Origin of the sequence: Vibrio sp. 03-59-1, assembly GCF_013114135.1 — a bacterium.
Taxonomy (GTDB): domain Bacteria; phylum Pseudomonadota; class Gammaproteobacteria; order Enterobacterales; family Vibrionaceae; genus Vibrio; species Vibrio cortegadensis.
The window spans coordinates 26,605-50,218 of the sequence record NZ_VTYA01000017.1; the positions used below are offsets into that span (position 1 = coordinate 26,605).

The 23,614-nt window shown below is 43.0% G+C and carries 27 protein-coding genes and 1 other RNA gene; 10 read left to right on the plus strand and 18 right to left on the minus strand.

Annotated elements, in window-relative coordinates:
* Positions 1–7 precede the first annotated feature (7 nt).
* From acpS to rpoE, 11 genes are all read right to left on the minus strand, one after another.
* Positions 8–388 carry a holo-ACP synthase gene (acpS, locus tag F0249_RS16065; RefSeq protein ID WP_113795785.1) on the minus strand — a complete coding sequence of 127 codons (381 nt, stop codon included), beginning with the start codon at positions 386–388 and terminating at the stop codon, positions 8–10.
* Between the two features lie 43 nt (positions 389–431).
* Entirely contained in the window at positions 432–1,166 is a 735-nt protein-coding gene (gene pdxJ, locus F0249_RS16070) for a pyridoxine 5'-phosphate synthase (RefSeq protein WP_171757171.1), read from the minus strand.
* The gene (gene recO / locus F0249_RS16075; protein ID WP_171757172.1) at positions 1,163–1,891 is read right to left on the minus strand and encodes a DNA repair protein RecO; all 729 of its coding nucleotides are present in this window, start codon (positions 1,889–1,891) and stop codon (positions 1,163–1,165) included. Before recO ends, pdxJ begins: the two co-directional genes overlap by 4 nt.
* A gap of 79 nt (positions 1,892–1,970) precedes the next feature.
* Positions 1,971–2,939, minus strand: coding sequence for a GTPase Era (gene era, locus F0249_RS16080; RefSeq protein ID WP_017054639.1), 969 nt, complete (start codon positions 2,937–2,939; stop codon positions 1,971–1,973).
* Positions 2,932–3,609, minus strand: coding sequence for a ribonuclease III (gene rnc / locus F0249_RS16085; RefSeq protein ID WP_017054640.1), 678 nt, complete (start codon positions 3,607–3,609; stop codon positions 2,932–2,934). Before rnc ends, era begins: the two co-directional genes overlap by 8 nt.
* 27 nt (positions 3,610–3,636) lie before the next feature.
* A complete protein-coding gene (gene lepB, locus F0249_RS16090) occupies positions 3,637–4,533 on the minus strand; it encodes a signal peptidase I (RefSeq protein WP_113795782.1) in 897 nt (298 codons plus the stop codon).
* A gap of 104 nt (positions 4,534–4,637) precedes the next feature.
* Complete coding sequence (gene lepA, locus F0249_RS16095; RefSeq protein WP_171757173.1) at positions 4,638–6,431, minus strand: translation elongation factor 4; 1,794 nt, start codon at positions 6,429–6,431, stop codon at positions 4,638–4,640.
* Positions 6,432–6,545: 114 nt separating this feature from the next.
* Entirely contained in the window at positions 6,546–7,016 is a 471-nt protein-coding gene (locus F0249_RS16100; RefSeq protein WP_113795780.1) for a SoxR reducing system RseC family protein, read from the minus strand.
* A complete protein-coding gene (gene rseB / locus F0249_RS16105; RefSeq protein ID WP_017054644.1) occupies positions 7,013–7,990 on the minus strand; it encodes a sigma-E factor regulatory protein RseB in 978 nt (325 codons plus the stop codon). Before rseB ends, F0249_RS16100 begins: the two co-directional genes overlap by 4 nt.
* Positions 7,987–8,601 (minus strand): sigma-E factor negative regulatory protein, encoded by a 615-nt coding sequence (locus F0249_RS16110; protein ID WP_171757174.1) that lies wholly within the window; start codon positions 8,599–8,601, stop codon positions 7,987–7,989. Before F0249_RS16110 ends, rseB begins: the two co-directional genes overlap by 4 nt.
* A gap of 26 nt (positions 8,602–8,627) precedes the next feature.
* Entirely contained in the window at positions 8,628–9,206 is a 579-nt protein-coding gene (gene rpoE / locus F0249_RS16115; protein WP_017054646.1) for an RNA polymerase sigma factor RpoE, read from the minus strand.
* 338 nt (positions 9,207–9,544) lie between these two features.
* Here rpoE and nadB point away from each other — a divergent pair, with 338 nt between their 5' ends.
* The gene (nadB, locus tag F0249_RS16120) at positions 9,545–11,152 is read left to right on the plus strand and encodes an L-aspartate oxidase (RefSeq protein ID WP_171757175.1); all 1,608 of its coding nucleotides are present in this window, start codon (positions 9,545–9,547) and stop codon (positions 11,150–11,152) included.
* 86 nt (positions 11,153–11,238) lie between these two features.
* On the opposite strand, the gene F0249_RS16125 is transcribed toward nadB, so the two are convergent.
* Both F0249_RS16125 and F0249_RS16130 read right to left on the minus strand, forming a co-directional pair.
* Positions 11,239–11,667 (minus strand): protein YgfX, encoded by a 429-nt coding sequence (locus F0249_RS16125; protein WP_346762994.1) that lies wholly within the window; start codon positions 11,665–11,667, stop codon positions 11,239–11,241.
* Entirely contained in the window at positions 11,615–11,875 is a 261-nt protein-coding gene (locus F0249_RS16130; RefSeq protein WP_017054648.1) for a succinate dehydrogenase assembly factor 2, read from the minus strand. The genes F0249_RS16125 and F0249_RS16130 overlap by 53 nt, the downstream gene beginning before the upstream one ends.
* 151 nt (positions 11,876–12,026) lie before the next feature.
* On the opposite strand from F0249_RS16130, the gene ygfZ reads away from it, so the two are divergent.
* From ygfZ to F0249_RS16145, 3 genes are all read left to right on the plus strand, one after another.
* Positions 12,027–12,998 carry a tRNA-modifying protein YgfZ gene (gene ygfZ / locus F0249_RS16135; RefSeq protein WP_171757176.1) on the plus strand — a complete coding sequence of 324 codons (972 nt, stop codon included), beginning with the start codon at positions 12,027–12,029 and terminating at the stop codon, positions 12,996–12,998.
* Between the two features lie 15 nt (positions 12,999–13,013).
* On the plus strand, positions 13,014–13,484 hold the full coding sequence (locus F0249_RS16140; RefSeq protein WP_017054650.1) for an aminoacyl-tRNA deacylase: 471 nt from the start codon (positions 13,014–13,016) through the stop codon (positions 13,482–13,484).
* 570 nt (positions 13,485–14,054) lie between these two features.
* Positions 14,055–14,261 (plus strand): DUF1107 domain-containing protein, encoded by a 207-nt coding sequence (locus tag F0249_RS16145; protein WP_017054651.1) that lies wholly within the window; start codon positions 14,055–14,057, stop codon positions 14,259–14,261.
* An 89-nt stretch (positions 14,262–14,350) separates the two neighbouring features.
* Here F0249_RS16145 and F0249_RS16150 read toward each other — a convergent pair whose 3' ends face one another.
* Genes F0249_RS16150 through F0249_RS16160 form a run of 3 tightly spaced genes read right to left on the minus strand, consistent with a single transcriptional unit; the run spans position 14,351 to position 17,368 of the window.
* Positions 14,351–15,583, minus strand: coding sequence for an FAD-dependent 2-octaprenylphenol hydroxylase (locus F0249_RS16150; RefSeq protein ID WP_171757177.1), 1,233 nt, complete (start codon positions 15,581–15,583; stop codon positions 14,351–14,353).
* A 17-nt stretch (positions 15,584–15,600) separates the two neighbouring features.
* Positions 15,601–16,779 carry a 2-octaprenyl-6-methoxyphenyl hydroxylase gene (gene ubiH, locus F0249_RS16155; RefSeq protein ID WP_171757178.1) on the minus strand — a complete coding sequence of 393 codons (1,179 nt, stop codon included), beginning with the start codon at positions 16,777–16,779 and terminating at the stop codon, positions 15,601–15,603.
* Between the two features lie 13 nt (positions 16,780–16,792).
* Positions 16,793–17,368 carry a YecA family protein gene (locus F0249_RS16160; RefSeq protein ID WP_017054654.1) on the minus strand — a complete coding sequence of 192 codons (576 nt, stop codon included), beginning with the start codon at positions 17,366–17,368 and terminating at the stop codon, positions 16,793–16,795.
* 240 nt (positions 17,369–17,608) lie between these two features.
* On the opposite strand from F0249_RS16160, the gene zapA reads away from it, so the two are divergent.
* From zapA to serA, 5 genes are all read left to right on the plus strand, one after another.
* Positions 17,609–17,917 (plus strand): cell division protein ZapA, encoded by a 309-nt coding sequence (gene zapA, locus F0249_RS16165; RefSeq protein WP_017054655.1) that lies wholly within the window; start codon positions 17,609–17,611, stop codon positions 17,915–17,917.
* 17 nt (positions 17,918–17,934) lie between these two features.
* Positions 17,935–18,118, plus strand: a non-coding RNA gene (ssrS, locus tag F0249_RS16170) — 6S RNA.
* A gap of 5 nt (positions 18,119–18,123) precedes the next feature.
* On the plus strand, positions 18,124–18,717 hold the full coding sequence (locus tag F0249_RS16175; RefSeq protein WP_136995805.1) for a 5-formyltetrahydrofolate cyclo-ligase: 594 nt from the start codon (positions 18,124–18,126) through the stop codon (positions 18,715–18,717).
* Between the two features lie 77 nt (positions 18,718–18,794).
* Positions 18,795–19,451: a ribose-5-phosphate isomerase RpiA gene (gene rpiA / locus F0249_RS16180; protein ID WP_017054657.1), complete on the plus strand. Its 657-nt coding sequence runs from the start codon at positions 18,795–18,797 to the stop codon at positions 19,449–19,451.
* A gap of 249 nt (positions 19,452–19,700) precedes the next feature.
* A complete protein-coding gene (gene serA, locus F0249_RS16185) occupies positions 19,701–20,930 on the plus strand; it encodes a phosphoglycerate dehydrogenase (RefSeq protein WP_171757179.1) in 1,230 nt (409 codons plus the stop codon).
* A gap of 179 nt (positions 20,931–21,109) precedes the next feature.
* On the opposite strand, the gene F0249_RS16190 is transcribed toward serA, so the two are convergent.
* Together F0249_RS16190 and F0249_RS16195 are read right to left on the minus strand one after the other, a co-directional pair.
* Positions 21,110–21,802 (minus strand): oxidative stress defense protein, encoded by a 693-nt coding sequence (locus tag F0249_RS16190; RefSeq protein WP_171757180.1) that lies wholly within the window; start codon positions 21,800–21,802, stop codon positions 21,110–21,112.
* A gap of 145 nt (positions 21,803–21,947) precedes the next feature.
* A complete protein-coding gene (locus F0249_RS16195; protein WP_113795796.1) occupies positions 21,948–22,844 on the minus strand; it encodes a LysR family transcriptional regulator ArgP in 897 nt (298 codons plus the stop codon).
* A 138-nt stretch (positions 22,845–22,982) separates the two neighbouring features.
* On the opposite strand from F0249_RS16195, the gene F0249_RS16200 reads away from it, so the two are divergent.
* Positions 22,983–23,612: a LysE/ArgO family amino acid transporter gene (locus tag F0249_RS16200; protein ID WP_113795771.1), complete on the plus strand. Its 630-nt coding sequence runs from the start codon at positions 22,983–22,985 to the stop codon at positions 23,610–23,612.
* Positions 23,613–23,614 lie beyond the last annotated feature (2 nt).

Below are 23,614 nucleotides of genomic sequence, written 5' to 3' on the forward strand. Positions count from 1 at the left end.
AATGGCGTTATGATTCAAATACAACCGTCGCCACCGCATAGTGGCGTTCATCTGAAATAGAGAGATGGCTTGATGTGACTTGCTGCACTTGGGCGATCTCTAATGCTTTGTTTTGCAAAGTGAGTATCGGCTTGCCATGCTCATTATTTGAGATGATAAAGTCATGAAATGTCACCCCATGAGCAATCCCTGTTCCTAGGGCTTTTGAAGCCGCTTCTTTCGCTGCGAAGCGTTTAGCTAGAAAGCGGCCTTGCTGTTTTAGTTGTTGAAAGGTTTGATACTCAGATTCAGCAAGAATACGTTGTGCAAATGCATCCCCACTTCGAGCTAAGGCTTTTTCGACTCGCTCTATTTCAGCAATATCGGTTCCTAATCCAACAATAGCCATGATCACATCACCCTAAAACAGTTTATTTTAATGACTCAATACTCTATGAGTTACGCGCAACTTGCATGGCAATTTTCATATCAGTAACGGCTTTTTGTAAACCATCAAACACGGCGCGCCCCATAATCGAGTGGCCAATATTCAATTCATAAATTTCTGGTAACGCCGCAATTGGGCCTACATTGTGGTAAGTCAAACCATGCCCTGCGTTCACGGTAATCCCAAGATCATCAGCGTAGCTTGCACCTGCAGCAATTTTTTTCAGCTCATCTTGCTGATCGTTTTCAGTTTCTGCATCGGCATAATGGCCAGTATGAAGCTCAATAAATGGCGCTCCACACGCTTTTGCCGCATCAATCTGCTCTCGGTCTGCATCAATAAATAGAGACACTTTAATGCCGGCCGCCGTCAATTTTTCAGTAGCGGCTTTAATTCTCTCAAGCTGACCAACAACGTTTAAGCCACCTTCAGTTGTCAACTCTTCACGTTTTTCTGGCACTAAACAGACGTACTCAGGTTTAGTTTGCAGCGCGATTTCGACCATTTCATCGGTCACAGCCATTTCAAGGTTCATACGCGTTTGCAGTGTTTCTCTCAAAATACGTACATCGCGATCTAGAATATGGCGGCGATCTTCTCGTAAATGAATAGTGATGCCGTCTGCGCCTGCTCGTTCAGCAATCTCAGCAGCATGAACAGGATCTGGGTATTTTGTACCACGAGCGTTACGTAATGTTGCGATGTGATCGATATTGACGCCTAAAAGGATTGAGCTCATTTTCCAATACTCCGTGCTCTGGGAATGGCTGTTCTGGAAATAAACAGTTCCCGACTTTTTAATGGTTTGCCGCCAAGATACGGCTTTAATGCTATGCGTGTAAAGCGCTTTGCTGCTTTTAACTGCTCTTTCGTGAGGAAGCGTCTTTCACTGATTGCAATCAACTCATTTCCCATGAAGGTGAGGTTATCTCTGCGAACACTCGCGATGAAACCTTTCTGCTCCCGATAGCGATAAGTCATATCTGGATCAACATCTTCTCCAGAGCCTGCGCAATGCAAAAAATCGACGCCATACCCCATTGCAGAAAGCAACGCGAGTTCAAATCGGCGTAAGGCAGGTTCTGGGTTATCGTTGTGAGCAAGCTCAGTCAGTGCAAATAGGTAATCATGAAACAGCGCAGGAAACGGCTCTTCTTGCCTCAGTACGCGCCCAATTAGCTCATTTACATACATGGCCGAAAACAGGTTAATACCAAATAAAGGTAAACCTAAACTGATGGGTTCAGCTTGGCGCAACGTTTTCATTGAACCATTGCCTGACCATTTTAAAAGTAATGGCGTGAACGCTTGCAAGGCTCCTTTCAAGTTGGAACGTTTGCTTCGGGCACCTTTTGACAACAGTGTGACTCGCCCATACTCTTCACTGAATACATCAAGAATTAAGCTGGTTTCACTGTAAGGTCGGCGGTTCAATACGAAGCAGCGCTGAAATCCATCACTCACTCACATTACCTTCTTTCAGATATGAAAAGAGAGAGTATACACTCTCTCTCTTGTTAACGGCTAAGCATCCTAATCAGGATTACAAATCGTCGATATAACCTAAGCTACGCAATGCTCGTTCATCATCAGCCCAGCCAGATTTAACTTTAACCCAAGTTTCTAGGTAAACTTTACGCCCGAATAGTTCTTCCATATCCAGACGAGCTTCGCGACCAATGGTTTTGATCTTTTCGCCAGCTTTACCAATCACCATTTTTTTCTGACCAGTACGTTCAACTAAGATCAATGCATTGATATGGAATCCGTCGTTATCAGGATTGTAATCAAAGCGTTCGATCTCTACCGTCACCGAATATGGTAGCTCATCACCCGTGAAGCGCATTAGCTTTTCACGGATAATTTCTGACGCCATAAAACGTTGAGAACGGTCTGTCACATACTCTTCTGGGAAGTGATGCGTTGCTTTTGGTAGATGCTCATGTACATGCTTACGCAATACATCAATGTTCTTACCATTCTTTGCTGAAATTGGCACAACATCAAGGAAGTCCATCTTTTCAGAAACCGCCTGCATGTGATGCATAACATCGTTACGGTCTTGAACGTTATCGACTTTATTGATGCATAACACAACTGGGAAATCAGTCTTCTTCAGTTTGTTAAGTACCATCTCGTCGTCATCAGTCCAATGAGTACCGTCGACTAGGAAGAAAACCAGGTTCACATCACTCAGAGAGCTGTTCGCCGCACGGTTCATCAATCGGTTAATCGCTCGCTTCTCTTCGATATGAAGACCTGGAGTATCGACGTAAATCGCTTGGTAATCCCCTTCAGTCTCAACACCCATGATACGGTGACGAGTGGTTTGAGGTTTACGCGAGGTAATCGAGATCTTTTGTCCTAAAATATGGTTCAAAAGTGTCGATTTACCTACGTTTGGGCGTCCAACGATAGCGATAAAACCACAATGTTGGTTTTCCGGTAAGCTTGGTTCTACTTTCTCTGATGCGAAATAAGCATCAATATCGAATTCATTGTTATCAGACATTGGTCAGTTGCTCTAGTGCTGTTTCAGCGGCCGCTTGCTCTGCCTTGCGGCGGCTGGTGCCTTTACCGATAACAGGTTTATCCACACCTGCCACATCACACGAAACCGTAAATTCTTGGTTGTGTGCTTCACCTTTAATATTAGTCACTGTATAGACAGGTAGCGACTTTCTTCTACCTTGCAAAAACTCTTGTAAGCGAGTTTTTGGATCTTTTTGTGACACACCAGGCTCAATTGAATCTAGGCGAGTTTTATACCAGCTTAATACTACGCCACGAATCACTTCGACATCACTATCTAAATAGATAGCGCCGATGATCGCTTCCACAGCATCCGCAAGGATAGAATCACGACGGAAACCGCCACTTTTCAACTCACCTGGACCTAATTTTAAATAATCTCCTAGATCAAATTCTCGACCTAGTTCTGCCAATGTATGGCCACGTACAAGTGTTGCACGCATACGGCTCATGTCCCCTTCATTCACCTTAGGAAAACGGTGATAAAGTTCATCAGCAACGACAAAACTTAAAATTGAATCGCCCAGAAACTCAAGACGTTCATTGTGTTTACCATTGGCGCTACGGTGAGTCAGCGCCAGGTTCATAAGCTCAGCATCATTAAACTGATAGCCGAGCCTTCTCTCTAGTTTAGCAATTGGAGAATTCATACTTTCTCGATTGGTTAAATGTAACGATTAATGAAGACCACCGATGCGGTTAAAACGCACACCAGTTGGAATCCATGCAGGCAACACGCTGTCTGCACTACGTTCAAATTCAAAGCTGATCCAAATTGCGACCGCTTTGCCGACTAAGTTCGCTTCAGGGACAAAACCCCAGTAACGGCTATCAGCACTGTTATCACGGTTATCACCCATAACAAAGTACTGACCTTGTGGAACGATCCACTCATTGACACCACCACGAGGCTGATACGCTTCAACGCGATCACGACGCAATGGGTTAATTAAAATTTGATGCCCTTGTTCGCTTAACTGCTCATCGAGTTGAACCAGTGGAATTCCATTTTGGATAAACTCACTTTCAACCACGTTGCTCAATTTTACAGGCGTACAACTGCGCTCACCTTGCGGTTGAATGCACACTTCTTTATCACTGCTGTAACGTACCGTATCACCCGGCATACCAACAACACGCTTAATGTAATCGATATTTGGCTGTGGTGGATATTTAAATACCACGGTATCACCACGTTCAGGCTTGCCTGTTTCAACTAACTGAGTACGCCAAACAGGGTCTTTAATTCCGTAAGCGTATTTTTCCACTAAGATGAAATCTCCAACCAATAACGTTGGCATCATTGATCCTGATGGAATTTGAAACGGTTCAAAGATAAAAGAGCGCAATACTAATACGAAAGCGATCACCGGGAAGATAGAAACACTATTTTCAATCCACCACGGTTGTTGAGCGACTTTCGCGGCTACAGCTTCATCAATACCATTAGTTTGAGCCTCAACATCAGCCACTTTTTGCTGACGTTTCTTGCCCCATACTAATTTCTCTAGCGTCCAAACAAGACCAGTAACAAGCGTTACTATTACAAGAATCAGTGAAAATGTATTAGCCATTGACTTCCCTTATCTAAAAAATACAAAAGTGAAAGAGCCGAAACTCTTTCACTTAAATTGCACTACAGCTTAACTTGCATAACAAGTGACTAAAGCGCTAATAATTAGTCTTTACCAACGTGAAGAATCGCAAGGAATGCTTCTTGAGGCAGTTCGACGTTGCCGATCTGCTTCATACGCTTCTTACCTTCTTTCTGTTTCTTCAACAGTTTTTTCTTACGGCTGATATCGCCACCGTAACATTTCGCGATTACGTTTTTACGTAACTGCTTCACGGTTGAACGAGCGATGATATGTGCACCAATGGCAGCTTGAATCGCAATATCGAACATTTGGCGAGGGATGAATTCTTTCATCTTCTCAACCAATAGACGACCGCGACTCTGCGCATTGTCGTGGTGAGTAATGATCGCAAGCGCATCAACTCGATCACCGTTAATCAGTACATCAACACGAACCATGTTAGAAACTTCATAACGTTGGAAGTTATAATCTAGTGATGCGTAACCTCGAGAGGTCGACTTCAAACGGTCAAAGAAATCTAAAACAACTTCAGACATTGGAATATCGTACGTAAGTGCGACTTGGTTACCGTGGTAAACCATATCAACCTGTACGCCACGCTTCTCAACACATAGGCTGATTACGTTTCCTAGGTAGTCAGACGGCACTAAGATATTACAGCGTGCAATAGGTTCACGGATCTCTTCAAGATCATTGGTCGCCGGAAGTTTTGACGGACTATCTACATACAGTAGATCACCGTTATTTAGCACGACTTCGTACACTACAGTTGGAGCCGTTGTGATCAGGTCTAAGTCATACTCACGTTCTAAACGCTCTTGAATGATTTCCATGTGCAGCATTCCTAAGAAGCCACAACGGAAACCGAAACCAAGTGCTGCTGAACTTTCTGGTTCATAGAACAGTGATGCATCGTTCAGGCTTAATTTGCCTAGAGCATCGCGGAAGTTTTCGTAGTCATCAGAAGAGACAGGGAATAGGCCCGCATATACTTGTGGTTTTACTTTTTGGAAGCCTGGTAGACGTTCTTCACTCCCGCCTTTAGCGTGCGTTAGCGTATCACCTACAGGTGCGCCAAGAATGTCTTTAATACCACAAACTACCCAACCTACTTCACCAGTATTCAATACTTCAGTATCGATCTGTTTTGGTGTGAAGATACCGATACGGTCAACACCCCAAACTTGGCCTGTACTCATTACTTTGATTTTGTCATTTTTCTTCAGTGAACCATTTTTGATTCGAACCAAAGAGACAACACCTAAGTAATTATCAAACCATGAGTCAATGATCAGCGCTTGAGTCGCACCATCTGGGTCGCCTTCTGGCGCAGGAATTTGTTTTACGATGGTTTCAAGAACCTCGTCAACACCTAGACCTGTCTTTGCAGAACAACGCGTTGCTTCCATCGCGTCGATACCAACAATTTCTTCAATCTCTTCCGCTACACGTTCAGGATCTGCGGCTGGTAAATCAATCTTATTAAGGATTGGCACAACTTCTAGATCCATTTCAATTGCGGTATAACAGTTTGCAAGAGTTTGAGCTTCAACCCCTTGGCCTGCGTCCACAACCAATAGTGCACCTTCACAGGCCGCTAATGAACGAGAAACTTCATACGAAAAGTCGACGTGTCCTGGAGTATCGATAAAGTTAAGCTGGTAAGTTTCACCATCTTGAGCTTTATAGTCCAGCGTCACACTTTGCGCTTTAATTGTGATACCACGTTCACGTTCTAGATCCATTGAATCGAGAACTTGCGCGTCCATTTCGCGTTCACTTAATCCGCCACAAACTTGGATTAAGCGGTCAGAAAGGGTCGATTTACCGTGGTCGATATGGGCAATAATGGAAAAATTACGAATGTGCTTCATAGGCTTGGTGTGACTTAGCTCTTTATAAATGGAAGAATAAGAAAGCCGTACGCTGACGGCATTTCAATCAAGTTGGCAGATTCTACCCAATTTCGGCACACTACGCACCATATATTAGGTAATTGGCTCGCCAAGCACTCGGATAAGAATCACTTCTTGTTGAGATTGCTCGGCTATCGGTTTTGAGAGACGTTTAGATAACCACAAACCAGCGTATGCAAAAAGCGCTGAAGTCAGGATCACCCCCCCTTCTCCAAGTTGCAATGTGGGTGCGATAAGCAACTGGCCTACAGCAGCCCCAACCATCAACATGAATAGTGGAACTAGATACACGATAGCAGCAGATTGGAGTAAACTTTTTTCCGGAAAGCCAATTTCAACCACTTGCCCTTCATGCACTAGGTTCTTGGTGGTCAATTCCCAACTTAATGCTTTATTACCCACCGCCTTTGACACAATGCCCGTGCCACAACTTTTTTGAGATGAGCAACTGCTGCAACTTGTCGTTTGCTCACAACTTAACGCCACCTGATAACCATTAGGTGTAGAGTGAACATCCGTTATCGTTGCTAATGCTGTCATCATTGGCTTTTTTTCTCTGATGCAATGCTTGTCATTGCCGGGAGTGTCACTGACTCAGCGATCCGCTTTGCCGTTGCAGGCGGAATATCACCAACCACGGTAATTTCGTGAGAACCGTTGAGGAAGCTATGTAATGTCCGACGACCTTGGCGAACTAACTGGCCTTTTAGCGAGTTATCATCTTTGTCTGCGACATAGATTGAAAAATTAAATAGACCATCGCTGTACATTTGGCTCTCAACCATACGACCCGTTGTTGCCATTCGATAGCGATTCATATCTTTAGCCTGAAAGCCATCAGGCACCCAACTTACTTTCCAATCACTCTGCTTTACATTCCCTTTAGGAAGAGAAAGCACTTCTGGTAATTGCGCTTGCTGCAAGCCGCTCATGACATCGGCTATTTTACTGTTCACTGCATACGAAATCGTTCGGTATTGTTCCAACACCTCGCCATCACGATCAATCAGATCTGCACGTAATGGTAGCTTGCTTTTTTCATCAACCCATAACACGTAGGAGTATCTCAAGCCATCTTTTGGAACAATTCGTAGCACTTGAGCCGCAGCACCAGCCTCACGTGCTCGTCCCACTTTTACGTAGTCGTAATACTGATTTAGCTCATCAATATTGCTCATTAACATCGGCATAACTGGCGCGACCATTTTCCCAGATTCAATGGTAAAAGGGTCAATGCCTGGCTCGACATAACTCACTTCATTGCCACGGCGAATCACTTCTCGAACGGGACCACTTAAATAAACTAAGTGCGCCAATTGCTGGTCACTGTTCGCATGACGATAGAGCAACGGCTCAATGCTATTTTTCTTAATTAAGATATAAGAAAGCTCATAATTAAGATGCAAACTCGCTTCGCTCATCTGATGTAATAAAGCCTCCGCAGGTTTCTCTTCTGCAAAGGCTTGAGGGATCATCAAACTAGCCAGCGTCAATGCACTGATTAGAATTTTTTTCATTCAATTACCGATTCTTGGTGTTCATCAACGACGGATGTATCACTGTTTAATCTCAATTGTAACTCATAATCTTGCAACAAAGCGTTAATGCGACGACGTTGTTCTTGTACATTCGCTTCGCTTGGGCCTTTATGTACAGACTCACGAGTCAGACTCACAGGTTCAACACTTCCTGAAAAAGGAACCGTTTGTAGCACTGGGATCTGAGCAACGTTAGCTTGGTTTGATTCACTACCACTATATTGCTGGACGCCTAAAATCACGACCATGGATACACATGCCGCCATTGCGACCTGACCAAATTGAGCCAACCACGCTGGCAATTGTCTTTTCGCCTGCACAGGTGTTGGTTGTGATTCAATTTTGGCTGTATGCAAATCCGTTACATTATCTAGTTTAGTATGCGCTGGCTCATTATCCAAAGCAGCCATCACGCCGTCTGCTATGTTCCACTCCAAATTATTGGGGGTATCACCACGCATCACATCACCGATTAAGTGATAGTTCTGCCAAGTTTGCTGGCTTTCTTGATCAATCTCAGTCTCTGCAATTAGAGCAGTATCGATTGATTCTCCATCCATGAGTGCCGAAAGCTTTTCTTTGTCAGCCATTATTTTCACCATATTAATTACTACTATTAGCGCTGTAAAAGAGGGTTAATTTTCTTTTCCACCGCTTCACGAGCACGGAAAATACGCGAACGTACTGTTCCTACGGGACAATCCATCACTTCTGCAATTTCTTCGTAACTCAAGCCTTCTAGCTCTCGTAACGTCATTGCAGTCTTTAAATCTTCAGGTAACGCTTCGATTGCACTGAAAACTACCTGCTTCAATTCTTTGGACAGCGTTAAGTTCTCAGGGTTCGAAATTTCTTTTAATGCATTACCCGTTTCGTAGTATTCAGCGTCTTCAGCATCAACATCACTCGCCGGCGGTCTACGACTTTGGGCAACAATGTGATTTTTAGCGGTATTCACAGCAATACGATATAACCAAGTGTAGAACGCACTTTCTCCTCGGAAGTTTGGAATTGCACGATAAGCCTTAATGAATGCTTCTTGTGCGACATCTGGTACATCACCAGAATTATTCACATACCGAGAAATAAGATTGCACACTTTATTTTGGTACTTAATCACCAAAAGATTAAAGGCTTGCTTATCTCCGCTCTGAACTCGCTCTATCAATACCTGGTCGGTCAGCTGCTCGTTCATTCGAGCGTGTACTCCTATTGTTCTGCCCTATACCTTCTCAGATATGGGCTCTAATTATGCAGAATGTAGTATTGACTCCACCGCTTACACGAGCACTATTGTGACTAAAGTTATTTTAGAAAGTTCAAATGATTCTAAAATATTTGTCATTAATACTTCGTTATGTGATGTAATCTAAAAATAATAATTCTCAAGGAATTTGAGGGCCACATTAGCGAAAAGCAATGGCATTTACAAAGTATTGCATTGATAGCGACAGATTCTGAGCTAAAATACGTTACCAATGCAGTTGGATAAGAGTAGGAAACTCTACTATAGATCGGGATTTTAATAGTTTTATGAACGTAAACCGTGAACATCAATGTGATGTATTAGTGGTAGGAAGTGGCGCGGCAGGTTTGTCGTTAGCGTTACGTGTCGCTGAATATGGAAAAGTAATCGTATTAAGTAAAGGCCCTCGTAGTGAAGGCGCAACTTACTACGCTCAAGGTGGTATTGCCGCTGTATTTGATGAATCAGACAGTATTGAGTCTCACGTACAAGATACGCAAATTGCAGGCGCTGGATTATGCGAAGAAGATACCGTTAAATTTATCGCTGAAAATGCAAAGGAATGTGTGCAATGGTTGATTGATGGCGGTGTGCCATTTGATCGAGTTGAAAATGATACCGATGAAGCTCCTCGCTACCACCTCACAAGAGAAGGTGGGCATAGCCACCGTCGTATTCTTCATGCTGCTGATGCGACAGGCATGGCGATGCAAACCTCTCTTCAGGACAATGTTCATAACCACCCCAACATTACTGTTTTAGAGCGCCATAACGCGTTGGATCTTATCACTGAAGATAAAATCGGTGGTGATAAAGACAAAATAGTAGGTGCTTATATATGGAACCGAAATCAAGAGCATGTTGAAACGGTTCGAGCTAAATTTGTCGTTCTCGCGACTGGCGGTGCATCAAAAGTATACCAATATACCTCAAACCCTGACGTTTCCTCTGGCGATGGGATTGCCATGGCTTGGCGTGCGGGTTGTCGTGTTGCAAACCTTGAATTCAACCAATTCCACCCAACTTGTTTATTCCACCCAGAAGCTCGTAATTTCTTGCTAACAGAAGCTTTACGAGGCGAAGGCGCATACCTGAAACGCCCAGATGGCACTCGTTTCATGCCTGATTTTGATGAGCGTGGCGAACTTGCTCCACGTGATGTAGTGGCAAGAGCGATAGACTTTGAGATGAAGCGTTTAGGTGCAGATTGCATGTACGTCGACATCAGTCATAAGCCTGAAGAGTTCATTACGGCGCACTTCCCAATGATCCATACTCGCTTGATGGACTTGGGTATTGATATGACCAAAGAGCCCATCCCAATCGTTCCTGCCGCTCATTATACCTGTGGTGGCGTCATGGTAGGTAAACAAGGGCAAACGGATATTAGTCAGCTTTATGCCATTGGTGAAGTCAGTTACACAGGTCTTCACGGTGCAAATCGCATGGCATCGAACTCTCTGCTTGAATGTGTGGTATACGCCTGGGCAGCGGCGAAAGATATCATTGAAAATATCCAACAAGCTGAACTTCCTCCATCATTGCCACCATGGGATGAAAGCAAAGTCGGAGATTCAGATGAAGAGGTAATCATTCAACATAACTGGCATGAGCTACGCCTATTTATGTGGGATTACATGGGCATTGTACGGACTGACAAACGTCTTGAACGTGCACTTCGTCGTATTCAGTTGCTACAACAAGAGACTCATGAGTATTACAGTAACTTCCGTGTATCAAACAACTTACTGGAATTACGTAACCTACTGCAAGTCGCTGAACTGATGGTAAAATGCGCAATGCAACGTAAGGAGAGCCGTGGTCTTCACTATACTCTGGATTACCCAGAATTAGCTGAAGATAGTGGCCCAACAATCCTTGTTCCAAAACGTTAATTATCCATAATTTAAGGGAGCATGCATGCTCCCTTTCATTTATCTATTCCGTAACGTCTCTCTTTGTACATCTCGTTACGATCGATTTAACGGCTTCTGTGCGCGTTTTTAAGCACTACCAGTAAATGTCGATAATCTATGTTACTGCAACCATCTCGCCAAATTAAATACCCAGACCCTCGATTATCTTTTAAAGCAATAAACCACCAAGCGAACAGAAGGTTAACACCTCTGATCGAATAGTTTTCCTCCTGCCAATCAAAAGAAGTGCGACCGTGAATCGTCACGGATCCCAAAATAGCGGTAGGAAGAATTTGCTGATGAAACCAGTAGATAAATAACTTAGAGCCGATGAAAACACTCACGACTAAAGGTATGGGAGAAAAAATGATTGCCCATGTAATAGAAAGCACGATCGCAATCGTCAATACATGAGCAATTTTAGAGCGGAAAATTTGGAGCTTAGCGCACTTTACTGAGGTTATGCGCGACAATTTTATCAACCATACAAGCATGACCTAGGTTTTCGCTACGAGAGTGACCCATGATCCAAGTAAATAAATCAGGATCATCGCACTCCAATAATGAAACAAAATCACGCTGTTCTTGTTCTTGAAGAGTATCAAAACATTCTTCAAAAAAAGGCATGATTACGACGTCTAATTCAAGCATTCCTCGACGGCAGCCCCATTTGATGCGTGCTTTTTGTTCTGCGGTGTACATTGCTTATCCTCACCTTATGGTTATTTACTCGAAGTGTACCAAGCCCACATAAATTCAACCACTAAGTGAGTCACAGTCCCTATCAATGCTGACAAAAAATCCTAACAAGATTAACATAAAGGGAATTCAACCATATTTAGGTAATGATCATATGAACTCGCTCAACGATTTCGCACCTATATCTCAAAATAGAGATGCAGCACTGCCAAGCTTAATGATTTCAGTCTTAGATCAACTTGGTACTATCACCATGATTGGTGACGATAAAAAATCCTACCTTCAAGGGCAAGTGACCTGTGATGTTGTTTCTTTAACTGCGACACAATCAACTCTCGGCGCACATTGCGACGCAAAAGGAAAAGTGTGGAGCATCTTTCGCCTATTTCATCACAACGGCGGCTATGCGCTACTGCAACAAAAATCTGCGATTGATATCGAGCTGACTGAAATTAAAAAATACGCCATTTTCTCTAAGGTCGATATCGAACAGGGCGAAGATGTAGTTCTCGGTCTCATTGGTGAAAACGCTGAACAATATATGAAAAGCCTAAATGCAACCCAAGATGATGTTCGTGACATTGATGGCGGTAGCGCAGTCAAAATTGATAAGAACCGCTGGGTTCTGTTAGTGAACCAAGAGCGCGCAAAACAGATCATCGACACCATTGAAGCGGTGAATGTTGACGAATCAGTATGGACGCGTTTTGATATTGAGCACGCACAACCTCAAATCACTCAAACCAACCAGAATGAACACATTCCACAAGCTTTAAACTTACAAGCCCTGAATGGTATTAGCTTTTCAAAGGGGTGCTACACAGGACAAGAGACAGTCGCTAGAGCCAAATACCGTGGCATCAATAAGCGTGCGATGTTTATTGTCAGCGGCACGACAAGCCACCCACTTCCCGTTGATACACCTATTGAGCTAGAACGCGCGGTGGGCGATAACTGGCGAAGCGCGGGGACGCTAATGAAGCACTATCAATTCGATAATGGTGTCGCTATTGGTCTTATCGTATTGCCAAATAATTTAGATGATGACGTACAGCTACGCCTTAAAGATCAGCCAACAAGTCAGTGGGCAATTGAAGCACTACCCTACTCTTTAGATGATGAATAAGGCCTGCGAATTATCATGATCTCAACTAACTTAATGCAATTCTTGGAGATGCAACAGATACCGTTTCGTTTGTTGCCTCACCAAACACCAGCCATCAATATCGAAGATGCCGCACAACAACGCGGTATTCAACCCGAACAAATGGTGAAGTCTATTCTACTGCGAGATATGAATCATCAGCTTGCTTTAGCATGTGCACCAGGAGATCAAGCCATTGATCCCAAGAAAGTTCGAGCAATATTGCAATGCAAGCGTATGACTTGCGTGAGTCTAGCGGATGTAGAGAAGATCACTGGCTATCAAATTGGCACCGTTACCCCGCTATTACTGAAACGATCAATGCCTATTATATTTGATCATAAAATTCTTCAGCATTCAGAAGTGACCATCAGCAGTGGTAGCACGATGGCAGGGATTGCACTCGACAGACAAACGCTCGTTGATCTCTGTCAGCCTATTTTTGCTGATATTTGCAAAGAATCTTAATGTGACGCTGGCTATAAAAAATATGTAATAAACAACTTATCACATTGCTTGCTTTGGTTTAGATCATAAGTAACACATATTAACGATGAATTTTAAGTCAATTAATTAACATAAATAGTCACATTGTGAATTTTATTGTAACCTCCTTGTGTTGACTAAATCTGGTTGGACATAGCCAAGAGTTTAGCCATCAAAGTGAATCCACTGAGTCAATCAGTACATCCACTTTTGTGTAATGCATCTGTGACTATTCGCCCGCGCTCAATGCGGGCTTTTTTTTGCTTGAATTAACATAAAATTAACACTTTCAGTAAAATTCACGCTATTCTTTAAAACGTCATAATAGTGCGGCTTAATACTCCTACCTAAAAAGAGAGAGGCAGTTCATTTGGTTAATATTATTTTAGGGTAACATCACACTGAATTAGATATAAATCCAAAAAACTGCCTACAGCAGCACAAATATCCAATATAAGAACATAACACTGCACTTATCTTCGGTCTTGTCACAATAAATATCCGAAGACTATCTATAATTCGCAGGGCTAGGAAAATAAAAAGGAATAAAATATGAGACTGTTTAAGCGCTATACTCCAGGGATGATTGCTAAACATGTTAGTCGACTATTTAAAGGAAGGATCTATATATATGGAGTAGGTAAATTTGAGTTTAACAACGGAAAGCTTATCTTGCCTGAACAAGCAGAACAACGTCATTTCAAAACGGTTAATGAAATCAATCAAGAGATAATGAAGCTACGCTGCGCCTACGCTTAACGCTCTTTTCTCGAATAAATATTTAAAAGGGTTGATACAGATGTATCAACCCTTTGTCATTCATAAGCCCACGAGAATCCTGTTCGTGATTAGTGCTTAGGTACCACTAGCTTAGGGTGCTTTGCCAACTCTGGTAAATTCCCTTTCAACCCTAGCGCTCGTTTCATTATTTCATCTTTTGCGCCTGGCAATTGCCCCACCAACTTCATTCCAATACCTCGGAACAATTTCTTGGCTGGGTTACTTCCTTCAAACAGATCTTTAAACCCTTGCATAGAAGCGATCATTTTTGCCGCTTCTGCTTTACGCCAACGCTCGTAGCCTCGCAAGTTGCGTTTAGTGCCAACATCCTCACCTAACGCCCATAAATGCTTGATCTCTTGAGCCAAACTTGCCGCATCGAGCAGACCTAAGTTAACACCTTGTCCTGCAAGTGGATGAATGGTGTGAGCGGCATCTCCGACAAGGGCGACACGCTCAACCACAAAATCACGCGCATAGCGCATCTTAAGAGGAAAAGCAGCACGAATACCTACCACTTCACACAACCCAAGCTTTGCATCAAATTCTGCGGTTAATGCCTTATTGAACTCGTGTTCAGACATTGCAATTAATCGCTCAGCACGGCTAGGGTCGGTAGACCACACAATAGAACTCATATGACTAGACTCAAGTGGCAGAAATGCCAGTGGGCCTTGGGGAGTAAATATCTGTCTTGCTACCGTGTCATGGGCATCTTTTGTCTTAATATTGGCGACGACAGCGCTATGTCCATAATCCCAATGCGTTAAGGGAATATCTTGCTGCTGACGAACCCAAGAATTTGCACCATCGGCACCAACGACTAATTTCGCCGTCAATGCTTGGCCATTATCTAATGTTAACCAAGCTTCACTTTCACCTATCGCCATAGATTGACACGTCGCAGGCATAAACAGTGAAACGTTACTCTGCTGCTGGACTTGTTCTAACAGTGCCAGTTGAATCACTCGGTTTTCTACAATGTGGCCTAGATTCGGTTGAGATAACTGATTTGCACTGAACTCGATGCGCGCAAAGCTATCCTGCTCCCACACTTCCATCGCCTGATAAGGAGAAGAGCGACGCTGTATAATGCCTTGCCAAGCACCCAAGTTACGTAAAATCGTTTCACTAGAGCGACTAAGAGCAGAAACACGAACATCGGGTAAGTCTGCCAACTCTGAATTTGGCGCTTTACCTTCTATTACGGCTATTCGCAATTCACTATCTTTTAACGCTGCGGCAAGAGCCAGTCCTACCATTCCACCGCCTACAATGGCGATATCGACACTTTGCATCATTGTTTCTACTTACCCTATTATCTTTCTACTAGACCCAGTGTACGACGCAGTAATGGCGCTTTCAGTGGAGAGCAGTTCTCCATTGCCATCAACCCTAAATTACGTCCAATTCGAAGTGTTAATGCATCATTAGAAAACAGATGAACAAGTGACGATGTCAGTGCCACCGTTATCTTTCGATCACTCTCTCGTCGCTGGCTAAATTGCATCAATCCTTTAAATTGACCAGGATCGTCGATATGAGTCACCACCTCTTCTGCTAGGCTAGCGACATCTCGGATGCCAAGATTGAACCCCTGCCCAGCAATAGGATGTAAAGTTTGAGCGGCATTACCTACAATAGCAAAACGGTGTGACGTATTTTGCTCTCGATAACGCAGCAATAGTGGGTAACTTGCTCGTTGTCCCACCTTCGTTAGCTTGCCTAAACGCCAACCAAATGCTTGTTGAAGCGACTCAAGAAAGTGCTCATCGTCTAAATTCAATATGTGTTGAGCGTCTTCAGGAGGCAAGCACCAAACTAATGACATTCGGTTATCACTCATCGGTAACAGTGCCACCGGCCCATTAGCGGTAAAACGCTCAAACGCACGGCCTTGATGACGATCACTAACCGAAATATTGGCGATAACCGCGACTTGCTCGAAGTCATGCTCGGTTAACGCTAAGCCGATCTGCTCACAACATGTCGAAATAGCGCCATCAGCCGCAACCAACAATTTCGCTTGAATCAATGAGTCATCATCTAATTGGATCGTCACATTATCTTGATCGCGCTCGACCCGTTTCACCGAGTTCGGGCAGAGTAAGGTAATATTATCGGCTTGCTGCATTTTTTGTTGATATATCTGCCCGACATGAGCTAATTCAACCACATAGCCTAAAGCATCAACCTGTAACTCTTCACTGGTAATATTCGTCATGCCTGCATGAGAGCGATCAGAGACATGAATATGTTGAATCGCAGTGGCAACACTTGAGACTGACGCCCACAACCCTAGCTTTTCTAATATTTTTACCGTGCCATAAGACAAAGCAATCGAACGCGAATCAAAACCTGGATGCGCTTGGTGATCGACAACAAAAGGTTCGACAACGGCAATAGATAGCTTTTCATCGCTTAATTTATTTAATGCAAGCGCCAATGTTGCGCCCGCCATTGCACCACCAGCAATAACTACATCAAATTGCTTCATCGTAACATTCCAATTAATGGATCGTTGGGGCTGACTCTTGTGTTGGTTTCACACCAAACTCAGCATGGATAGTTAGAACACATGCCTTCACATGCTCAATCACCTGTTCGAGAAGTTGAGCCTGCTCTTCAAGATCATCATCTTCATCAATACCCAGTTTTGCCATCTCTTCAAGATCAGAAAGGGCCTCTTTCGCATGAACCGAGGCTTTATTTAATGGGGCTCCCGCTAAACCAAGACCCGAAATAAAGTGATTGATCCAATCCGAAACGCCATCAGCAAGATCAAACAGGCTCGCATCGGCACCGTCATCAGGCAGCAGTAGAGTCAGGTCTAAATCCGTTCCGGTGATCTCATCAATTGTTGCTTTCAATGTTGACTCAGCAATAACAAGAGCGCGATCCGGCCAACCCATACCATCATTGGTATAATCAAAAATCAGTGGTTGCCAACTTTTATCGGATAAATTCAACCCACCGCTTAACATTCCGGTTAGCAGGCCATGCATCTCTGCTGGGTTAACGGCTAAACTTGCGCCTTGAAGCTCAGTGGCCGCTTTTAAGTAATCTGGAAGTGTTATTTTGCTCATTTCAATATCTACTAAGTCTTAAAGTTTGTTTAATCCTACCATTTCACCCCACATCTCGAAATGATGATATCCGGAAATATGAACAGCATTTGCTCAATCTGCCGATTTACTGTGTCGTCGAGCTCTCATTTCGACATAGACTTTCTGAAAAGCTTGAATCTTAATTGCGCTTTACCTATAGTTTCATCCTCGGTGGTTGCTGAGAAGCCCATTTAAGATAGCGCAAAGAGTTCATCCATCATGAGTAGTCAAGCGGTAGAAGTTGAAATTTTAGGAAAACTGACTCGAGTTAATTGTCCACCAGGACAAGAAGAGGCATTGACCCAAGCAGCTAACGATCTTGATAATCGATTGAAAGAGATGGCAGAGCGAACTAAAGTTACCAATGAGGTTCAACTTCTCACAATTGCAGCATTGAATGTTTGTTATGAATTACAAACTAAGCAATTTGAAGCCAACGATGAAAAAAATGCAATAACAGAGCGCATGGAAAAGCTCACTACATCGCTTGAAGGTGTATTACGTAATGTTAAGCATGGACCGCAATAGCTTTTTATAAGCCCAAATTTACCCTGGAGTGTTTGTCAGAGGATTTAAGTCCCCGAGCCGATAAGCAATCCCTAAGGGTTAGTACTTGAGTGCTATTGAGCATGCTCGGCTTGTACCGAGAAGCCTACGGTAATCATTGCTGATCCGCCTTGAACTCGCTGGTTCAAGGGCCACAATTCTCAACGGCACTTTGGGGTAATCTCTTCATGAAAATACTAACTCGAAATGAATTTCGTCAGTTAATCCGCCAAAAACGCAATGCACTTTCCAGTGAACAACAGTATGAAGCAAGTTTAGATATTACTAATCAATGCTTATCTCTTCCTGATTTTCAGACCGCTCAACATATTGCGTTGTATATTTCTGCTGATGGCGAGATAGATACCAAACCACTCATTCAATCTCTCTGGGATTTAGGTAAGCACGTTTATTTGCCCGTGTTACACCCTTTTTCTCCTGGGCACCTACTGTTTCTTCATTACACCAACGACACACCAATGACTTATAACAAGTACGGCATCGTCGAGCCAAAACTCAATCAAATACTGATAAAGCCGGTATCTGAACTTGATCTTGTCTGTACCCCTTTAGTCGGTTTTGATACCACAGGACACCGATTAGGTATGGGTGGGGGCTATTATGACCGAACATTATCGAAATGGTTTAACACTGGGATCGGTGCTCGGCCTATTGGAATCGCGCATGATTGCCAACACGTCGATCGCCTTCCAACAGAGATTTGGGATATACCTTTGCCTAAGATCGTGACTCCAACGAAAACTTGGCAATGGGAAAAGTAAACATAACTCGCTATAATCGCGCCGCAAAGTTAACAACTTCTATTTAGATTAATAGGTTATCAATTCAGGAGATAGGCATGACTCAAGATGAAATGAAAAAAGCGGCAGGTTGGGCAGCACTTAAGTACGTTGAATCAGGAAGTATTGTAGGCGTAGGTACAGGTTCTACCGTGGATCACTTCATCGATGCTTTAGGCACAATGAAAGATGACATTAAAGGTGCCGTTTCAAGCTCTATTGCTTCTACCGAAAAATTACAAAAACTAGGCATTGAAGTATTTGAGTGTAATGACGTAGCAAAACTTGATGTTTATGTTGATGGCGCTGATGAAATCAACCCTACCCGTGACATGATCAAAGGTGGTGGTGCTGCTCTAACTCGTGAGAAAATTGTTGCGGCAATCTCTGACAAGTTCATCTGCATTGTTGACGGAACAAAAGCGGTTGATGTTCTAGGAAACTTTCCACTACCAGTTGAAGTTATTCCGATGGCTCGCTCTTACGTGGGTCGTGAGCTAGTAAAACTTGGTGGCGATCCCGCTTACCGAGAAGGCGTAATTACTGACAATGGTAATGTAATTTTAGATGTTCACGGACTAAAAATTACAGATGCGAAGAAGCTTGAAGAGACAATCAATGGCATCGCTGGCGTTGTAACTAATGGCCTATTTGCTCATCGTGGTGCAGACGTTGTTATCACAGGTACTCCTGAAGGTGCCAAAATAGAAGAATAATCGAATTTTCGTTATTTGATTACAAGCAGCGCCATTCGGTGCTGCTTTTTTATTTCCTATATATATAAAATTATGCCTTATTCCGTAATTTTCTTACCCAAAACAATTTTTTTTTGCTACTTTATTGGACAGAAGACGCACAGGGAAGATGTTTGTCTCTATATAAAACTGTTGATTTTTTCCCCTTTCAACCTTTTTGTAGCACGTGCGCCGTATTTGCCCACCTTTCCATTTTAAAGGACGAGAATAATGGCCAAAGTATCACTGGAAAAAGATAAGATTAAAATTTTACTGCTTGAAGGCCTCCATCCTTCTTCAGTTGAAGTACTTCAAGCCGCAGGCTACACCAACATTGAGTACCACAAAGGCTCACTTTCTGATGACCAATTACTTGAAGCAGTAAAAGATGCACACTTCATCGGCCTTCGCTCCCGCACAAACATAAGCCAAGAAGTCATTGATGCGGCAGAAAAGCTCGTTGCTATCGGTTGCTTCTGTATTGGTACTAACCAAGTAGATCTTAAAGCTGCCGCTAAACGTGGCGTTCCGGTATTCAATGCTCCATTCTCCAATACTCGAAGTGTTGCAGAACTTGTTCTTGGCCAAATCCTACTATTACTACGTGGCATTCCTGAAAAGAATGCACTTGCTCACCGTGGCATTTGGAAAAAAAGTGCTGAGAACTCAAATGAAGCTCGTGGTAAGCGTTTAGGGATCATCGGTTATGGCCATATTGGTACTCAGCTGGGCATTATTGCTGAAAACCTCGGTATGCGTGTCTATTTCTATGATATCGAAAACAAACTATCGCTAGGAAATGCGACTCAAGTGCACACCATGAGCGACTTGCTTAATAAGTGTGATGTCATCTCTCTGCACGTTCCAGAAACCGCTGAAACAAAAGATATGATGGGACCAGATGAGTTTGCTCGAATGAAACCTGGCTCTATCTTTATTAATGCGGCACGCGGAACTGTCGTTGAAATTCCAGCTTTATGCCATGCACTAGAGTCTGGCCATCTTGCTGGTGCCGCTATTGATGTTTTTCCAACAGAGCCTAAAACCAACAACGACCCATTTGAATCTCCATTGATGAAATTCGACAATGTGATCTTAACGCCTCACGTGGGTGGTTCAACTCAGGAAGCTCAAGAGAATATTGGTGTAGAAGTCGCAGGCAAGCTTGCTAAGTACTCAGATAATGGCTCAACGCTATCTAGCGTAAACTTCCCAGAAGTATCTCTCCCGTTGCATACTGGCGCATCTCGTCTATTACATATCCATGAGAACCGTCCAGGAGTGCTAACTCAGATCAATACAATTTTTGCAGAAGAAGGGATCAACATCGCGGGTCAATATCTACAGACTACGGCAGATATGGGCTACGTTGTGATCGATGTTGAAGCTGATCGTTCAGAAGAAGCATTACTGAAACTGAAAGAGATCGAAGGGACAATTCGAGCTCGTTTATTGCACTAATGATCGCATCGTTTGATCGACAAATACTCTTGATCAAACGTTGAAAAATAAGTCATAAATCGAATCCAAACAAAAGGCATCTCACTGAGATGCCTTTTCATTAATCGACTCAAACAAGATCTAATTCATCAGAGAGTAACAAGATCTCAGACCTTCTATGTAGATTACCTAAAAAAGTATTAATCAATTTTGTATATCACATCGACGCTGTCACGAATGATCAGCGTTGCATCTTGATAACTATTTGATTCTGCACCACCATCCACCGCCATTGAGCGCATGAGCATTGGCTGAGATTGCGGGCGATTATAGTTAATTTGCCATACGGAGCCTAAATCACGCTTAAACCCTTCAGCTAAAGATTTAGCCTTGTCAGAAGCATCATTAATTGCCGCCAAGCGAGCTTCTGCCTTATAGCGTGCTTCATCTTTCACTTTTAACTTAATGTTATCGACTTGATTGATACCTTCGCCCAAAGCGATATCCAAATACTGATTTAAATTAGCAAGTTGAGAGACTTGGACGGTCACATTTCTAGACGCTCGATAGCCGACAAGCTCTGGCTTACCTTCTTTTGGATAGTGGTATTGTGGTGCTAGATACAAATTAGAGCTATTAATATCCGTCGCTTTTACGCCCGCTTCTTTCAAGCGAGCAAGAAAAGATTCAACCACATTATCGACGGCTTGTTTTGCTTGTTCCGCTGTCATTGTTGACTCGACAACCTTGACAGAAAATGTTGCCATATCTGGAGTCGCGACAACTTCACCGTATCCTGTCGTTGAGACATGAGCAAAATCAGGCGTATTCGCAAAAGAATTCATGCTAATCAGACTAGATAGTGTGATCATTAAACTTGGTACTAATTTCATTCAATGTGCCTTTGTGGTTAAACTTTTTTACATCATAGGCGTAATTTACTGCACACCCTATCTTTTCAAAAGGTTTTTACAGAACTTTGACTGTGTTAAAAATCATCGAAATAGCGTTTAATCACAGTAATTGATGATAAAAAGATTACTGCGGAAGAAACTCCCGAGCATACGCAATCACAGCTTCAGATAACTCTTTAAGCACCCCACTTTCTAGCTGCCAATGGTGCCAATACATTTGATGCGACAACATGAAGCCAGGAGTGACATCAACAAGTACTCCTTTATCCAATTCTTCTTGAATTTGAACTTTAGGTATTAAGCAATAGGCAACACCTGCGCTCGCCAATTTCACAAAAGCTTCAGAACTACGGACGGTATGCTTCAACACACTGCCATAAGGTAAGTTAAAGTGCTGATAAATAAATCGTTCATGCATTTCATCGTGTTGATCAAATACAACAGCAGGAGCTGCAATCAATGACTCTCGGGTGACACCTTGGTTGAAATAGCGAGCGCGAAAGCTTGGGCTGGCAACACATAAATAGTCCATCCTCCCAAGGTAATCAGCATCACACCCTGCTATAGGCTGAGAATCTAAACTAATTGCAGCAACAACTTCACCGCTGCGTAATTTATCTATGGTTCGCCCTTCATCATCAACAATAAGATTAAGCTCGATTCGTTTTTGATCCACCAAATCGATTAAACTTGGCAATAACCAAGTCGCAAGCGTATCGGCATTCGTAGCCAATGAGACCGCCAATGCTTTTCCGCTATCTTCATTCGTAATACTAGGGATCAGATCTTGCTCTAATAAGCATACTCGTCGATATAGACCTAATAATTTCATTCCTGCTGGCGTGGGTCTGGGCGGTTGCCCTCTCACTAATACTGGCTGAGCTAACCACTTCTCTAGCTGTTTAATTCTTTGGGATACTGCGGATTGAGAAATATGCAAACTTTCTGCTGCACGTTCAAAGCTTCGCTGAGCGACCACTGCATCTAACGCTTCTACCCACTTATAGTCTAACCCTCTCATCACACCTTCCCTTTCTCGCATAACCCAAATCATTAGAGATACTTATGATAGATTAAAATCATTAATTATACTTATGATGATTTTCGATTTACCCTCTAACCCTTGATTTAACTGTCTTCACTTTCTTTGAGGTTTCACGTGAATATCTGGATTTTGCTACAAGGTTTTGGGTTAGGGGCGAGTATGATTATTCCTATCGGGGCTCAAAATGCTTATGTATTGAACCAAGGCATCAAACGCAACCACCATCTCACGACTGCCACGATATGCAGTTTACTAGATGTCGTGTTCATATCATTAGGGATATTTGGTGGCGGTGCTATTTTGTCTCAGAATGAAATACTTCTCACAACAGTCACGTTAGGAGGCATTGCGTTCTTAATCTTCTATGGTTTGTTATCACTAAAAAGCGCCTTTGCACTTTCTAAAAACTCCGATTCAAAGCTTAATACTCTAGAGAGAGGCAAGAGAGCCGTGGTACTGGGAGCTCTTGCGGTAACGGTACTAAACCCACATCTATATTTAGATACGGTTGTTATCTTAGGATCCATTGGTGGGCAATTTGAAGGAAGTGATAGAGTGTCATTTGCCATTGGTACTATTATGGCTTCATTTGTTTGGTTTTATACATTATCCATTGGAGCCGCTAAATTAGGCCCGACCCTATCTAAACCAAAGGTTAAGAAATTCATTGATATCGCTGTAGCATCCATGATGTTTGTTATTGCATTTTTATTGGCAAAAGGGCTGTGGGCTCAATATATCTAGGC

Excerpts from the sequence above, each read along its gene's own strand:
- acpS (WP_113795785.1), bottom strand. The coding sequence starts at position 388 with ATGGCTATTGTTGGATTAGGAACCGATATTGCTGAAATAGAGCGAGTC.
- pdxJ (WP_171757171.1), bottom strand. The coding sequence starts at position 1,166 with ATGAGCTCAATCCTTTTAGGCGTCAATATCGATCACATCGCAACATTA.
- era (WP_017054639.1), bottom strand. The coding sequence starts at position 2,939 with ATGTCTGATAACAATGAATTCGATATTGATGCTTATTTCGCATCAGAG.
- rnc (WP_017054640.1), bottom strand. The coding sequence starts at position 3,609 with ATGAATTCTCCAATTGCTAAACTAGAGAGAAGGCTCGGCTATCAGTTT.
- lepB (WP_113795782.1), bottom strand. The coding sequence starts at position 4,533 with ATGGCTAATACATTTTCACTGATTCTTGTAATAGTAACGCTTGTTACT.
- lepA (WP_171757173.1), bottom strand. The coding sequence starts at position 6,431 with ATGAAGCACATTCGTAATTTTTCCATTATTGCCCATATCGACCACGGT.
- F0249_RS16100 (WP_113795780.1), bottom strand. The coding sequence starts at position 7,016 with ATGATGACAGCATTAGCAACGATAACGGATGTTCACTCTACACCTAAT.
- rseB (WP_017054644.1), bottom strand. The coding sequence starts at position 7,990 with ATGAAAAAAATTCTAATCAGTGCATTGACGCTGGCTAGTTTGATGATC.
- F0249_RS16110 (WP_171757174.1), bottom strand. The coding sequence starts at position 8,601 with ATGGCTGACAAAGAAAAGCTTTCGGCACTCATGGATGGAGAATCAATC.
- rpoE (WP_017054646.1), bottom strand. The coding sequence starts at position 9,206 with ATGAACGAGCAGCTGACCGACCAGGTATTGATAGAGCGAGTTCAGAGC.
- nadB (WP_171757175.1), top strand. The coding sequence starts at position 9,545 with ATGAACGTAAACCGTGAACATCAATGTGATGTATTAGTGGTAGGAAGT.
- F0249_RS16125 (WP_346762994.1), bottom strand. The coding sequence starts at position 11,667 with ATGCTTGTATGGTTGATAAAATTGTCGCGCATAACCTCAGTAAAGTGC.
- F0249_RS16130 (WP_017054648.1), bottom strand. The coding sequence starts at position 11,875 with ATGTACACCGCAGAACAAAAAGCACGCATCAAATGGGGCTGCCGTCGA.
- ygfZ (WP_171757176.1), top strand. The coding sequence starts at position 12,027 with ATGAACTCGCTCAACGATTTCGCACCTATATCTCAAAATAGAGATGCA.
- F0249_RS16140 (WP_017054650.1), top strand. The coding sequence starts at position 13,014 with ATGATCTCAACTAACTTAATGCAATTCTTGGAGATGCAACAGATACCG.
- F0249_RS16145 (WP_017054651.1), top strand. The coding sequence starts at position 14,055 with ATGAGACTGTTTAAGCGCTATACTCCAGGGATGATTGCTAAACATGTT.
- F0249_RS16150 (WP_171757177.1), bottom strand. The coding sequence starts at position 15,583 with ATGATGCAAAGTGTCGATATCGCCATTGTAGGCGGTGGAATGGTAGGA.
- ubiH (WP_171757178.1), bottom strand. The coding sequence starts at position 16,779 with ATGAAGCAATTTGATGTAGTTATTGCTGGTGGTGCAATGGCGGGCGCA.
- F0249_RS16160 (WP_017054654.1), bottom strand. The coding sequence starts at position 17,368 with ATGAGCAAAATAACACTTCCAGATTACTTAAAAGCGGCCACTGAGCTT.
- zapA (WP_017054655.1), top strand. The coding sequence starts at position 17,609 with ATGAGTAGTCAAGCGGTAGAAGTTGAAATTTTAGGAAAACTGACTCGA.
- F0249_RS16175 (WP_136995805.1), top strand. The coding sequence starts at position 18,124 with ATGAAAATACTAACTCGAAATGAATTTCGTCAGTTAATCCGCCAAAAA.
- rpiA (WP_017054657.1), top strand. The coding sequence starts at position 18,795 with ATGACTCAAGATGAAATGAAAAAAGCGGCAGGTTGGGCAGCACTTAAG.
- serA (WP_171757179.1), top strand. The coding sequence starts at position 19,701 with ATGGCCAAAGTATCACTGGAAAAAGATAAGATTAAAATTTTACTGCTT.
- F0249_RS16190 (WP_171757180.1), bottom strand. The coding sequence starts at position 21,802 with ATGAAATTAGTACCAAGTTTAATGATCACACTATCTAGTCTGATTAGC.
- F0249_RS16195 (WP_113795796.1), bottom strand. The coding sequence starts at position 22,844 with ATGAGAGGGTTAGACTATAAGTGGGTAGAAGCGTTAGATGCAGTGGTC.